At 67.6% G+C, this 13,875-nt stretch carries 12 protein-coding genes; 8 read left to right on the forward strand and 4 right to left on the reverse strand.

What is annotated here, in order from left to right; translation table 11 throughout:
- The first annotated feature begins 179 nt into the window (after positions 1 to 179).
- From CFB43_RS09440 to CFB43_RS09450, 3 genes are all read left to right on the forward strand, one after another.
- Positions 180 to 1,007 (forward strand): alpha/beta hydrolase, encoded by an 828-nt coding sequence (locus tag CFB43_RS09440; protein WP_089494875.1) that lies wholly within the window; start codon positions 180 to 182, stop codon positions 1,005 to 1,007.
- Positions 1,008 to 1,103: 96 nt separating this feature from the next.
- Positions 1,104 to 1,997: a LysR family transcriptional regulator gene (locus CFB43_RS09445; RefSeq protein ID WP_089494876.1), complete on the forward strand. Its 894-nt coding sequence runs from the start codon at positions 1,104 to 1,106 to the stop codon at positions 1,995 to 1,997.
- Between the two features lie 123 nt (positions 1,998 to 2,120).
- Positions 2,121 to 2,387: a hypothetical protein gene (locus CFB43_RS09450; RefSeq protein WP_089494877.1), complete on the forward strand. Its 267-nt coding sequence runs from the start codon at positions 2,121 to 2,123 to the stop codon at positions 2,385 to 2,387.
- Positions 2,388 to 2,538: 151 nt separating this feature from the next.
- On the opposite strand, the gene CFB43_RS09455 is transcribed toward CFB43_RS09450, so the two are convergent.
- From CFB43_RS09455 to CFB43_RS09470, 3 genes are all read right to left on the reverse strand, one after another.
- Positions 2,539 to 3,996, reverse strand: a complete 1,458-nt coding sequence (locus CFB43_RS09455; protein WP_089494878.1) for an MFS transporter — start codon at positions 3,994 to 3,996, stop codon at positions 2,539 to 2,541.
- A gap of 382 nt (positions 3,997 to 4,378) precedes the next feature.
- Positions 4,379 to 4,993 (reverse strand): peptide chain release factor H, encoded by a 615-nt coding sequence (prfH, locus tag CFB43_RS09465; protein WP_089494880.1) that lies wholly within the window; start codon positions 4,991 to 4,993, stop codon positions 4,379 to 4,381.
- Complete coding sequence (locus CFB43_RS09470) at positions 4,987 to 6,135, reverse strand: RNA ligase RtcB family protein (RefSeq protein ID WP_089494881.1); 1,149 nt, start codon at positions 6,133 to 6,135, stop codon at positions 4,987 to 4,989. Before CFB43_RS09470 ends, prfH begins: the two co-directional genes overlap by 7 nt.
- A gap of 732 nt (positions 6,136 to 6,867) precedes the next feature.
- On the opposite strand from CFB43_RS09470, the gene CFB43_RS09475 reads away from it, so the two are divergent.
- The gene (locus CFB43_RS09475; RefSeq protein WP_089494882.1) at positions 6,868 to 7,737 is read left to right on the forward strand and encodes an RNA ligase family protein; all 870 of its coding nucleotides are present in this window, start codon (positions 6,868 to 6,870) and stop codon (positions 7,735 to 7,737) included.
- A 41-nt stretch (positions 7,738 to 7,778) separates the two neighbouring features.
- The gene (locus tag CFB43_RS09480) at positions 7,779 to 8,912 is read left to right on the forward strand and encodes an AAA family ATPase (RefSeq protein WP_089494883.1); all 1,134 of its coding nucleotides are present in this window, start codon (positions 7,779 to 7,781) and stop codon (positions 8,910 to 8,912) included.
- A gap of 151 nt (positions 8,913 to 9,063) precedes the next feature.
- Here CFB43_RS09480 and CFB43_RS09485 read toward each other — a convergent pair whose 3' ends face one another.
- On the reverse strand, positions 9,064 to 9,771 hold the full coding sequence (locus CFB43_RS09485) for a 5-formyltetrahydrofolate cyclo-ligase (RefSeq protein ID WP_226208100.1): 708 nt from the start codon (positions 9,769 to 9,771) through the stop codon (positions 9,064 to 9,066).
- A gap of 157 nt (positions 9,772 to 9,928) precedes the next feature.
- Here CFB43_RS09485 and CFB43_RS09490 point away from each other — a divergent pair, with 157 nt between their 5' ends.
- The 3 genes from CFB43_RS09490 to CFB43_RS09500 all read left to right on the forward strand — a co-directional run bounded on the left by CFB43_RS09490 (position 9,929) and on the right by CFB43_RS09500 (position 13,752).
- Positions 9,929 to 10,855, forward strand: coding sequence for a LysR family transcriptional regulator (locus CFB43_RS09490; protein WP_089440128.1), 927 nt, complete (start codon positions 9,929 to 9,931; stop codon positions 10,853 to 10,855).
- Positions 10,856 to 11,133: 278 nt separating this feature from the next.
- Complete coding sequence (locus CFB43_RS09495; protein WP_089494885.1) at positions 11,134 to 12,390, forward strand: MFS transporter; 1,257 nt, start codon at positions 11,134 to 11,136, stop codon at positions 12,388 to 12,390.
- 261 nt (positions 12,391 to 12,651) lie between these two features.
- Positions 12,652 to 13,752 (forward strand): NAD(P)H-dependent flavin oxidoreductase, encoded by a 1,101-nt coding sequence (locus CFB43_RS09500; protein WP_089494886.1) that lies wholly within the window; start codon positions 12,652 to 12,654, stop codon positions 13,750 to 13,752.
- Positions 13,753 to 13,875: the final 123 nt, after the last annotated feature.

Below are 13,875 nucleotides of genomic sequence, written 5' to 3' on the forward strand. Positions count from 1 at the left end.
ATCACGGTGCGACTGCATGCCGCGCCGATCTCCCGCCGAAATCGGACAGCCGGTTTCCGCGCTCGCCGATTCCGGATAGCCGGCCCGTGCCGCGCTGCGGATAATGCATGCATCGGCGACTGAGAAGCCGCCTTCGCAGCGGACGCAACGCTTGCGCAACCCGACCCAGGCAATTCCCGATGACGATCCTCTATCGCGGCATGGACCGCGCGGCGCTCGACGCCGCTTATCTGAACACGAAGGTGGTACCCGATTTCCCTGCGTTGCTCGCGTCGATGCAGGCGCGCAGCGCAGCGCTCTATGCAGCCGCGTCCGTCCGGCGCGACCTGCGTTACGGCGCGCAACCCGCGCAGCGTTTCGACTGGTTGTCGTGCGGCCAGCCCGATGCGCCGCTGTTCGTGTTCATTCACGGCGGCTACTGGCAGCACTGCGCGAAAGAGGATTTCGCCTACGGGGCGAGTGGGCCGCTCGCGCGTGGTTTCGACGTGATACTTGCCGAATACACGCTCGCGCCGGTCGCGACGATGACCGACATCGTCGGCGAGATCGGCGCGCTGCTCGACTACCTGGCGAACGATCCCGACGGCCTCGGCACCGCGAAGCGACCGATCCACCTGAGCGGCCATTCGGCCGGCGGCCACCTGACGGCCGTGCACCGCGCGCATCCGGCCGTCGTGTCGGCGCTCGCGATCAGTCCGCTCGTCGATCTCGAACCGATCTCGCTGTGCTGCCTGAACGACAAGCTGCAGCTCACCGCGCACGAAGTCGAAGCGTACAGCCCGTTGCGCCATGTCGGGCCAGGCGCACCGACGGTCGTCGCGGTCGGCGAAGCCGAGCTGCCCGAACTCGTGCGGCAAGCACGCGACTACGCGACGGCGTGCGAAGCGGCCGGCGAACGGATCGTCCACGTCGGGTTGCCCGGCATGCAGCACTTCGACGTGCTCGACGATCTCGAGAAGCCGGACGGTGCGATGCTTTCCACGTTGCTGTCGATCGCGTCGCGCTAGGCGCGCCGTATCGCGCGGGGGCGGCCGGGCGTATGATCGGCGTCAGGCCGCTGCGCTGACGCCAAGCGCCGGCACGGCACTCCCGGGAAACACGACATGGTGAATCCGCTTCATTTCGATCTGCAGTCGCTGCGCGTGTTCGCGCTCGTCGCCGAGCACGGCAGCCTGACGAAAGCGGCCGAACACGGCCAGCTCACGCTGTCCGCGGTCAGCAAGCGCATCGCCGAGCTGGAAAGCGTGACGGGCAGTGCATTGTTCGTCCGGCATGCGCGCGGTGTGGAGCTGACGCCCGCGGGCCGCGCGCTGCTCGACCATGCGGCGAAGGTGATCGAGCAGGTCAACCGGATGGCGCACGAGATGAGCGATTACGTCGCCGGCGTGCGCGGTCACATCCACGTGTGGACCAACACGTCCGCGATCGTGCAGTTCCTGCCCGCCGATCTCGCCGCGTTCCTCACCGACCATCCGGGCATCAAGGTCAGCCTCGAAGAGCGGCTGAGCCACGAGATCGTCGACGCACTCGCGTCCGGCAAGGCCGATCTCGGCGTGTTCGCCGACAACGTGCCGGCGCCCGGCATCGAGCGGCGGCTGTACCGGCGTGACGAGCTCGTGCTGCTCGTGCCGCGCACGCACCGGTTCGCCGCGCGCGACAGCATCCGCTTCGCGGATACGCTCGACGAGGACTACGTGGGGCTCAGCGACGGCAGCTCGCTGCTCGCGCGCATGACCGACGCGGCGTTCGCGGTCGAGCGCTCGCTGAAGCTGCGCATCCAGGTGTCGAATTTCGACGGCGTGAGCCGGATGATCGAGGCGGGGCTCGGCATCGGCATCCTGCCGCGCGATGCGGTGACCGGCGAGCGCGCGGCGCGGCTCGGGGTCGTGAAGCTCGACGACGCGTGGGCGACGAGAACGCTGTGGGTGGGGGTGAAGGCTGGCAGCGTGCTGACGACCGATATCGCGAAGCTGTTCGATTTCATGTCGGCGCGGTGAGGCGGGGTCGCGTGCGCAAAGCCGGTTCGGCCCGGATTCCAAAGAACACGATCATGGGTTCACGTTCGCAACGGTTACCGACGTTCTGTCCAATTCCTCAACCGCTGGATCCGGGGCCGCCACATGAACGAATCGAGCTACCGCCTTATCGTCGGCTTTGTCGTTGTCGCTTACGGCATCGCGATGTCCGCCATCATGGCGTTTCGTCCGGAACGGATCTTGGCCTTCCATTGCCGATCGAGGGCCTGGCGATGGACGTACAAATTCTTTTACAACATGTCGACTGAAGACATCATGTCGGCCAGAATGATTCGAATCACCCGATTCCAGGGGTGGGTAGGGCTGGTGTTCTGTACGGTCCTCATGTGGGGCCTCCTGTTCCGCAAGTAGCAAAGCGTCACCGGCTCGCGCATTCATGAGCGCCCCTTCGGGGATCGGGCGAACATGTCACCACAGATGACTGGCGACATATCGCCCAGGAAATCCGGCAGCCATCGAAAATGATGCGGGCGCACGTTCCCATGACCCCGCGTTCCCCCGCTCAAACCGGATTGATCTCATCCTGGCTGCGCCGCGTCGTCAGCGGCCCGAGCACGCGCAGCGTGACCGCGACGATACCGAGCGCGACCGAGATCACCCCGAACATCGCACCCGCGCCATAACTGCCGAGCACCGGCAACAACACGAACGGCAACCCACCACTGACGATCCGCGACAGCGCATAGGTACTGCCAATCGCCGTCGAGCGCACCCGCGCCGGGAAAATCTCCGCCTGGTACACGTGATACGCGTTGCTGAACACGTTCGATGCACAGGTCGTCAGGAACCCGAAGCTAACGATCAGCACGGTATTGCCCGAATACGCGAAACACATCCCGAACCCGGCGATCGACAGGATCGACACGATCACGAGCGTGCGACGCTCGATCCAGTTGAGCAGCGGAATCGACAGCAGCGAGCCGATCGGATAGCCGATGAACGACAGCGCGATGAACAGCGTGCTGTCCGTCACGTCGAAGCCGCGACTTTTCACGACCGTGCCGGCCAGCGTACCGAACCCGTAATAACCGAAGCCCTGAAACAGGTGAAAGATCGCGAGCATCACGTAGCGCGCGCCGTACGGTTCGCGTCGCAGCAGCGCGATACGCTCGCCAAGCCCGAGCGGCCGTTGCGGCTCGACCGGCTCCGCGAACTGCTCGGGCACGCGCACGCCGGTGCCTTCCGCGAAGCGCCGCAGTGCCGCATGCGCGTCGACGGTACGCCCCTGCGCAAGCAGCCAGCGCGGACTCTCCGGCAGCCGATGCTGGACGAGCAGCACGTACACGGCGCCGAGGCTGCCGATCGCGAGGATGATGCGCCAGCCGGCCACGCCGCCGACATGAAGCGGGTTCAACCACAGCGCAAGAAACCCGACGAGCGGGACCGCGACATAGGAAGTCGTATAGGCCCACGCGGCGAGCCGCCCGCGCTTTTCCTTCGGCAGGATCTCGGACAGAAAGCTGTCGGCAACCGGATAGATCGCGCCGACGCCGATGCCGGTCAGGAACCGGCATGCGACGAGCATGTCGGCATTCACCGAAAACGCGCCGACCAGCGAGAATGCGCTGTACCACGTGAGCGTCAGCAGGAACGCCTTGCGCCGGCCGATGCGGTCGGCGAGGCTGCCGAGGCACATCGCACCGACGAACATGCCGATGAACGCCGATGCCAGCAGCAACTTGAAATCGGTGCTCTGCCGGCTCAACCCATATTCGTTCTGCAACGCGGAACCGATCGTACTGACGAGGAAGATCTCGTACATGTCGAAGAACAGCCCGATGCCGATCACCCAGACGACGAACCGGTGCAACGCGCCGACCGGCAGGTCGTCCATGAAATCGCCGAGCGTGACGCGGCGGGCGGGGCGGGCCGACGCATCGGCGCCGGCGGCAGCGGCCGGCGGTCGTGCGGACGCGGGTCCGCCCGCGTTGCCGCCGAGATCGAGGGAATGGCTGTTCATCGTGTCTCCTGATTATCGATACGCCGTGGCGCGAGGCCCGGCCGTTCGCGACCGGCGCGCTGCATCCCGTCGCACGACGTGGCGGCAGGCACCGCAAGGCCAGTGAAAGGGCCGGACAGGCGGGCTGTACCGATCGTTCGACACATGGTGGGCAAATCCGCGGCACGTGATAATTGCGGATGCTTCAAGCGTCCTTTCCTGCGCAGAAAGGGTGCGGAACACGCGGCAGCCGGCATGCACGCGGCAGACCGGTGCAGCCTGCCCGCCGCGCGGTCATGCACCAGAGCCGATTGCGCGCTCGCGCAACCGGCAGGCCGGGAAAACCATGAGGCGGATTGTGTGGCCGCCGGCGCGAAAACCACCGGCGGCCAGGCGTTCGTGCTCAGTCGGCCGGTACGAATGCCGCCCCGTAAAACACGCGCACGGGGTTGCCGCGCTCCAGCGCAAAGTGCTGCATCCGCCGCTGCCGGCGCGCATCGGACGCGTGACGGTCGGCCTCCTGCTGCAGTCGAACCTGCAGCAACTGCGACGCCATGCGCTTGTTCGCGTGCTGGCTGCGCTCGCTTTCCACGCGCACCGACAGGCCGGTCGCGACATGGGTCACACGAATCGCGGAGCTCGTCTTGTTCACGTGCTGGCCACCCGGCCCGCGTGCGCGCATCGCTTCGAACCGCACATCGCCATCCGGCAGCGGCTGCGCGTCGGCGCAGCGCGTGACGCCGATGAACCAGTTCTTGCGCGGATGGCGCAACCGGTACGGGCTCGCGCAAATCCATTGCAGCGTGCCCGTCCAGCGGTCCGCGAGCGCCTGCGCACCTTCGCCTTCGAGGTCGAGCAGCACCGAACGCAGCGTGCCGGAGCGTTCGCCCGGCTGCGCATCGAGCACGGTGACGACGACGCGCTGCGCGTCGGCTTCCGCCTGCAGGCGCCGTAACGCATTGGCCGCGGCCAGCTGGCACTCGAGCGGGCCGTGTGCCGAAGAAATCTGCATCAGCATCGGCCAGCCTCCCCGGACGTCTTGTAGGTCAGCACCGGCGCGAGCCGCGCCAGCTTGCGCAGCAGCCCGGCCGCTTCGAGCGCGTCGACGACGCTGTCGATCGGCTTGTAGGCCTGCGGCGCTTCCTCGTACAGCAGTTCGCGGTCTTCGCAGATCACGTGGCTGCCGAGCGGCGTGCGCGTGAGCTGCGACGGCGTGAAGCGCCGTTCGAGGCGCCCCTTGCAATCGCCGCGCGCCCACTTGCGGCCCGCACCGTGCGCCAGCGACGCCAGGCTGGCCGCATCGTCGGGCCGCACCGGCGCGACGAGGTAGCTGTAGTCGCCGCGCGATCCGGGAATGACGACCGGCCCCGCGTCGGCCGGCGTCGCACCTTTGCGATGCAGCCAGCCCGGCTCGCCGTCGACCCTCGCGCGGCTCACCAGGTTGTGGTTCACGTCGAGCACGCACCGGCCATCGGTGCGCCAGCGCGCCAGCATGCGCCGCGCGATCAGGTCGCGATTCGCGATGGCGTAGCGCAACGCCGCATCGTGACGCGCGAGGTACGCCGTGCAGGCGGCATCCGTGTCGTCGAGGCCGTTGTAGCCATGCTCGCACATGTGCTGCTCGAGGATCGACTGGCCGAAGCCGCGCGATCCGCTATGCACGAGCAGCAGCAGGCGATCGGGATCGAGGCCGAGCGCCGCGACGGCATCGGTGTCGTACACCGCATCGATCCGCTGCGCCTCCGCGAAATGATTACCGCTGCCGATCGTGCCGAGCGATGCCGCGTACGCGTGATCCGCGAACCCGGCGGCGGCGACCAGCGGCTGCCAGCTTGCATCGGGCGGGGCGTCGATCGAGCCGAGCCGGCTCGCGAGCTTCGACGCGCTGACGCGCCGCGCATCGAGCGCGGTTTGCCACAGCGCCATCCCGCAGCCGATATCGCCACCAATCAGCGCCGGATACAGCCGGCCCGTCGAGAAAAACGCGGCGCCAACGGGATAGCCGCGTCCGGGGTGAAGATCGGGCATGCCGGCGACGCGCCGCATGCCGGGGAGGGTGGCAGCATGTTCGAGCTGCCGGATGGCCTCACCTTCGATCCAGGTAGTGGCGCAAGCGCACAACGTGATGCGCTCGCCCAGGTATTGCATGGAATTGCCCATGGAGGTTTCCGTTCGATGAAAAGGAAGAACGGCGGGCCATGGTGCAGGCAGCGCACACAGGCGCTGCCCGACATCGGAAGTCGGGAAGAGGGCGGCACGACCGGATCGGAACGACCCGGCTCATCGCCGTGACGGCGATACGGGGTGCTGCTTGGCGTGAACGATGAGACGAACGGACGCGAAAAACCCGAACTACGACCCGCGACGGGAGGAGTGCTGGCGTGACGTCATGATTTTTTCTCCTTGCGAGTGAGGGGTTGATCGGAATGGCGGCGACTCTAGCATGCATGCGACGCGCGCAACAAGCGGGGAGCGCAGCGTTGCCCATTGAACCACGGTTCGATGTGGCGAAAAACACACAAATAGGAATCCGGACCATTCCCATGTCGATGGCGCGCGTGGCACGCCGCAGCAAGCATTCGACGCACGCCGACAACCGCGACGGCCGTACTCGACCACGCTTGACAGCGCACATGCCGTTTCGTAGCATCCGCCTGCTTCATCCCTGAACCCTCATCGAATCGGTGATCCAAGTGCCCGCAAACATTCGTCCCTTCGCCTGATACGCCGACGACTGCCGTCCCGGCCGCGCGTCGTCCTGCCCGTTCCCGTCTGCCTCGCGGCGCCGGAACCGTGATCGCAGGGCCGCGCCCGGACACGCACTGACACCGCAACGCACACCCATCGTTCGTTCACGTCGTCGGCTTTTTCTGATGTTTCCGGAGAAAGACCATGACGCTGGATTTTCGCGCCTACGCGCAATCGCTCGACCTCGCCCGCTACCCGCGCACGCCGCACCTCGAAGGCTCGCGCCTGCAGGACGGCGACGAAGGTCACGACCACGTTCCCTATCGCACCCTCGCGGGCGCCCATCTCGTCGTCGAGGAAAAGCTCGACGGCGCGAACACGGGCATCAGCTTCAGCCCCGCGGGCGAACTGCTGCTGCAGTCGCGCGGCCACTATCTGGCCGGCGGCGGCCGCGAGCGGCAGTTCGGGTTCGTGAAGACCTGGGCCGCCGCCCATGCGGGCTGGCTGCTCGACCGCCTCGGCGATCGCTACGTGATGTACGGCGAGACGATGAGCAAGAAGCACGCGGTGTTCTACGACGCGCTGCCGCATCACTTTTTCGAGTTCGACGTGTTCGATCGCTCAATGGGCCGTTTCCTGTCGACACCCGCGCGTCGCGCGCTGCTCGCCGATGGGCCCGTGCTGTCGGTGCCCGTGCTGTACGAAGGCATCGCGCCGGCGCGACTCGCGGACCTGAAGGCCATGCTCGGCCCGTCGCTCGCGAAGACGCCGGGCTGGCGTCGCGCCTTCGAGGAAACGGTGCGGCGGCAGGGGCTCGACCTCGCGCGTGCATGGCAGCAGTGCGACAAGTCGGAGCGCTCCGAAGGGCTCTACGTGAAGGTCGAGACGGACGACACGACGATCGCGCGCTTGAAGTGGGTGCGCCACGATTTCGTGCAGGCCATTCTCGAATCGGCGCGCCATCACTCGGAGCAGCCGTTCATCCCGAACCTGCTCGCGCCGGGTGTCGACCTGTATGCGCCGCGCCCGACGGTCACGTGGGCATCGATCCCCGCCGCGCGCCCGAACCCGTGAACGCGGAACGGCCGAGCGCCATTTCGAGAGGAGTCTTGATCATGAAGTACGAACAATTGCAGGCACTCGTGCCCGCACCCGGCCGGCGGCCGGACTATCACGCGTGTCTCGCGGCATTTCCCACGCTCGAACACGCGAAAACGACCCCGCAGGAGCCTGCGCACCACGGCGAAGGCGACGTGTGGACGCATACGATGATGGTGATCGATGCGCTGCTCGCGCTGCCCGAGTACCAGGCCGCGTCGCGTGGCGACCAGGAGATCGTGTTCCTGGCCGCGCTGCTGCACGACATCGCGAAGCACGGCACGACGGTCGTCGATCCCGTTACCGGTGCGATCGGCCATCCCGGCCACTCGCGCAAGGGTGCGATCGATGCGCGGATTGCACTGTGGGATGCCGGCGTGCCGTTCGCGGTGCGCGAGGCAATCTGCCGGATGATCGCCGTGCACCAGGTGCCGTTCTTCGCGATGAGCGGGTCGCGCCGCGGCACACCGGAGTTCATCGCGCGCGAGCTGTCGTGGCAGGTCAGCCTGCCGCTGCTGTGCCTGCTTGCCGAAGCCGATATCCGCGGGCGCATCTGCGACGACACGCAGCGCGTGCTCGACAACATCGAACTGTTGCGCGAACTGGCGCGGGAAGAGGGCTGCTACGGCCAGCCGCGTGGATTCGCCGATGCGCACACGGCGCTCAGCTACTTTCGCGGCGCGGACGTGCATCCCGACTATCCGCTGTTTCGCACACCGGGCGCGCAGGTCGTCGTGATGTCAGGGCTGCCCGCGTCGGGCAAGAACACGTGGGTGGCGCGGCATCATCCGGATCGGCCGGTCGTGTCGTTCGACGATGCGCGCGATGCATTGGGGCTGCGTCATGGGCAGAACGAGGGCGCGGTCGCGCACCATGCGGTCGACGCCGCGAAGGCACTGTTGCGCGCGCAACAGCCGTTCGTGTGGAACGCGACGAACCTGTCGCCGCTGATGCGCAAGAAGACCCTCGACCTGCTGTTTGCGTACAACGCCGACGTGACGCTCGTCTACCTCGAACAGCCGCGCGCGGAACTGTTGCGTCGCAATGCGCGGCGTGACACGTCGCTGACGAACCGCGCGCTCGAGGCGATGCTGCTGCGCTGGGATCTGCCGCTGCCGACCGAAGCGCATGCGGTGCGGTATGAAGTCTGATGCGGCGACGTCACGACACGAGACGGTACGCCGCAATTCACCGCGGCGTACCGGCTCGTTTCATTTCAGCGATGCATTCTGCTGCGTCGCGCAAGCTCGCAGCCGATCCGGAACAGGTGTCCGGCAGGTGAGTTCATCGTGAATTCCGGCCTCAACTCGCCACGATGATGAATGTGGTGAGCGCGATCGGGAACAGCGCGAGGCCGAGCAGGCCCAACGCGCCATCGGCTGCCATCGCGATCGGCGACAACGCCAGCTTGGCGCCGCGGCCGACAGCCGTCAGCTTGTCCGTCACCGTAACCTCGTACGGCCGATTGAACGCCTGCGGGACCGACGAAGGCGTGACGTCGTTCGGCAGATAGCGCTTGCCGCTGATCGCGCCTTTTGACGTCAGGTCGCCACGTTCCTGCTTGAAACCGTCCGCGAGCGCGCGCTCGCGCACGTCGGAGCCGGTCGGCGCATCCGAGTCCTCCAGCCTCATCGTGTATCGACCGGTGATCTCGTCGCCGTGCGCCTCGAAACCGTTGAACGCCGTGTGGATCTTGGGGCGATAGGGCGCGTTGAGCACCGTTCCAAGGCTCGGCGGCATCTCGAAGATGTAGTGATATTTCTTGCCGAGCACGACGAGCTGCTTGCCGTCCGCGGTGATCAGGAACGTCGACAAGGTTTCGTCGTATTCCGAATCCTTCATCCACGCCTTGGTGACGGGACCGAAATCGGCGCAGCCGACAAGCATGCCGGACGCTGCCACGGCGGGCAGCGCGAGAAATGTTCTTCTTTTCATGTGTGCTGTTGGATGTTGTTGGTTATTCAGCGGAACCGCTTGAATGTCGGACGCTGCGTTCGATGAACGCGGCACCCTGACGGCCGATCATGCGGTTTCTTCGCCTGCGCATTGTAGGGCCAAAACGGCAAGCGCAGTATCCCCCGGGCAAAGCGCGTCACCCGCGTGCGGTAGACTGCACGCTCGCTTGCCCACCGCCCACTCCACGACCGCTCGCGCCTGCTGACACGCCATGGATCGAATCGATGCGATGAAGGTGTTCGTCGCCACGCTGGACGAGGGCAGCCTCGCGGGCGCGGGCCGGAAGCTCGGCCGGTCGCCGGCGGCGGTCAGCCGCGCGATCGCGTTCCTGGAAGCACACACGGGCACCGCGCTGCTGTACCGCACGACGCGCACGATCCGGCTCAGCGAGGCCGGCGAACGCTACGCGGCCGCGTGCCGCCGCATCCTGTCCGATCTCGAGGAAGCCGACATGCTGGTCGCCGACGAACGTTCGGCGCCGCGCGGCCTGTTGACGGTCACCGCACCCGTCGCCGCGGGTGAAGACGTGCTGCGCGCGCTCCTCGACGAATTCATCGAACGCCATCCGGCCGTGTCGATCCGGCTGCAGTTGCTCGACCGTCCCGTCAGCCTGATCGACGAAGGAATGGACGTCGCGCTGCGGATCGCGCACCTGTCCGATTCGACGCTGGTCGCGATTCCGGTCGGCGCGGTACGGCGGGTCGTCGTGGCGTCGCCCGATTACCTGGCGAAGCATCCGGCAATCGAAACGCCGGCCGATCTCGCGCAGCACCGGATCATCTCGATGACGCATTTCGGCCTCGACTCGTGGAGCTTCCCGCCGTCCACGCCGTCGGCGCTGCCGCAGGTCGTCCAGTTCGCGCCGCGCTTCATCATCAACACGATCCGCGGCGCGGTCGCGTCGGCCGTCGCCGGGCACGGCGTCACGCGACTCTTTTCGTATCACGTCGCCGAACCGGTGCGGGACGGCACGCTGCGCATCGTGCTGAGCGACAGCGAGCACGCGCCGCTGCCCATCCATCTCGTCACGCCTTACGGACGCCTTGCGGTGCCGAAGGTGCGCGCATTCGTCGATTTCGCGGCGCCGCGCCTGCGTGAGCACTTCGCGCGGCTGGCGGCCATTACCGACGGCGATTGAACCGGGATGCGGAAGAATGGCTTTCGTGTGACGGGGATTCACTCGATAATCGGCTCAATCTAGACTTCCTTCAACCAACGGTCGCGCATGGCGCCCGTTCAGCGAATGGAGGTCGACATGCATCAAGCGCTTCCCGTTCAGCCTCGCGCCCGCGCGTGCGGACTGACACACCACGTGCTCACCGGCGTCGGCAGGGCCGGTTTCGCATTCGCGCCGTCGTCGGCCATCTTCGTCACGCAGGGGCTTCCCGCACAGCCGGCCTCGACGGGGAGCGCGCAATGAGCACGATCTCGCATGCCCCCGCCACGGCACGGGCCGAGCGACCCGCCGCCAGCTACGCCGAACGCAACACGCGCTACTGGCGACGCAATCTCGCCGTCTGCGTGTTCGGCTCGTTCACGACGCTCGTCAGCCTGAGCATGCTGCTGCCGTTCCTGCCGCTGTACGTGCGGCAACTCGGCGTCGAGACGCAGTCGGCCGTGATCCAGTGGTCGGGCGTCGCGTTCGGCGCGACGTTTCTCGGCACGGCCGTCACCGCGCCGCTGTGGGGCCGCCTCGCGGACCGCTTCGGCCGCAAGCCGATGCTCGTGCGTGCCGCGATCGGCATGGCGATCGTGATGTCGTTGATCGGCGTCGCGCACAACGTCGTCGAACTCGTCGCGCTGCGGCTGCTCGCGGGGCTCGTCGGCGGCTACGCGTCGGCGTCGACGGTGATGGTCGGCACGCAGGCGCCGCGCGAACACGCGGGCTGGGCGCTCGGCATCCTGTCGACCGGTGCCCTCGCGGGTAATCTGGTCGGGCCGCTCGTCGGCGGGTTGCTGCCGGGATGGCTCGGCATTCGCGGCACGTTCTTCGCCGGTGGCGCGATGATCGCCGTCGCCGCGCTGCTGACGATCTTCGTCGTGAAGGAAGACTTCCATGCCGGCACCGATGCCGGCACGCGCACCTCGCGCGCCGCGGCCGGCATGCCGCACCGCACGAATCGTGCAGCGGTCGCCGCGCTGCTGGTGACGGCGATGATGGTGCTGCTCGCGAACATGTCGATCGAACCGATCATCACCGTGTATATCGGCGGCCTCGGCGTGGGCGGCGACCACCTCGCGCGTGTCGCCGGCGTCGTGATGGCGTGTTCGGCGCTCGGCAGCATGCTGACCGCCGCACGGCTCGGCGCGCTGGCCGACCGGATCGGCAGCTGGAACGTGATCATCGGCTGCCTGTTGCTGACCGCGCTCGCGATGGTGCCGCAGGCGTTCGTCACGCACTGGTGGCAGCTTGCCGCGCTGCGCGGGCTGATGGGCATGTCGCTCGCGGGGTTGCTGCCGTCGATCGGCAAGCTCGTGCGGCAATCGGTCGACGAGCGCGCGACCGGGCAGATGCTCGGCTACCTGCAGTCCGCGCAGTTCAGCGGGCAGGTGGTCGGCCCGGTGATCGGCGGGCAGATCGGCGTCGCGCTCGGGCTGCATTCGGTGTTCTTCGCGACGGGCGCGCTGCTGGCGGCCTGCGCGGGACTCGCGCACTGGGCGCGCGGCCGATAGCGGCTGGCCGGCGGAGCGCGGGCTGGCGTAGGATGAGCGCAGTGGCCGGTGTCGCGCCGAAAAGCAGAGACAACGTGCACCATCGCCAGCATGGCAGATACCGCCGCACCGCACGGCGACCCGTCGTTTCCAACATGACGCTCACGTGACCGGTCGCGTGCAACGCACGACGAACGCGCACCGATCCGAACCCGACACACGCGCGTCGGCCCGTATCCGGCCGACGCATTTCGACGACGAATCCTGCAGGAGAGGAGCGACATGAATCAATCGACCGACAACCGGACGCTGTTGCGCACGCTCGGCATGCGCGCCCCGATCATCCAGGCGCCGATGGCCGGCGTCAGCACGCCGGCGCTGGCGGCCGCCGTGTCGAATGCGGGCGGGCTCGGCTCGCTCGGCGTGGGCGCGACGAACGCCGACGGCGCCCGCAAGATGATCCGCGACACGCGCGCGCTCACCGACCGGCCGTTCAACATCAACGTGTTCTGCCACCAGCCGGCGCACGCCGACGCGGCCGTCGAACGCGCGTGGCTCGACTGGCTCGCGCCGGTGTTCCGCGAATACGGCGCGACGCCGCCCGCCACGCTGTCGGAGATCTATACGAGCTTCGTCGCGGACGAAGCCATGCAGGCGCTGCTCGTCGAAGAAAAACCGGCCGTCGTCAGCTTCCATTTCGGGCTGCCGTCCGCGGAGGTGATCGCCGCGCTGAAGCGCGCGGGCGTCACGCTGTTCGCGTCCGCGACGCATCTCGACGAAGCGCGCCAGATCGCCGCCGCCGGCATCGACGCGATCGTCGCGCAGGGGATCGAGGCGGGCGGGCACCGCGGCGTGTTCGATTCGACCGCGCATGACGATCGCCTCGGCACGTTCGCACTCACGCGCCTGATCGTGCGCGAATGCGCGCTGCCGGTGATCGCCGCCGGCGGCATCATGGACGGCGAGGGCATCGCCGCCGCGCTCGCGCTCGGCGCGCAGGCCGCCCAGCTCGGCACCGCGTTCGTCGCGTGCCCGGAGACGTCGATCGACGACGGCTATCGCCGCGCGCTGCTGGGCGACGCGGCACGCCACACGACGTTCACCGCCGCGATCTCGGGCCGGATCGCACGCGGCCTCGCGAACCGGCTGACCGCGCTCGGCGACGACCCGCACGCGCCGGTGACTCCCGCCTATCCGATCGCGTACGACGCCGGCAAGGCGCTGCACGCGGCCGCGAAGGCAAAGGGTGAATTCGGCTACGGCGCGCAGTGGGCCGGGCAGGCGGCGCCGCTCGTGCGGTCGCTGCCGGCGGCCGAGCTGTTCGCCGCGCTCGAACGCGAAACGCGGGCGGCGATCGAGCGGCTGCAGCACACGCTGGATTGAGCGCACGATTCGCGGGCAACGGGCCGCAGCCACATGCGGGCGCTCGGTGAACGCACCCTGATCGCCGCGCCGATTTGTCGCCGCCCGCCGCCGATTTGCAATGTTCTGTATCTGCACGAACCG

This window comes from Burkholderia sp. AU15512, assembly GCF_002223325.1.
In the GTDB taxonomy this organism is placed as follows: domain Bacteria; phylum Pseudomonadota; class Gammaproteobacteria; order Burkholderiales; family Burkholderiaceae; genus Burkholderia.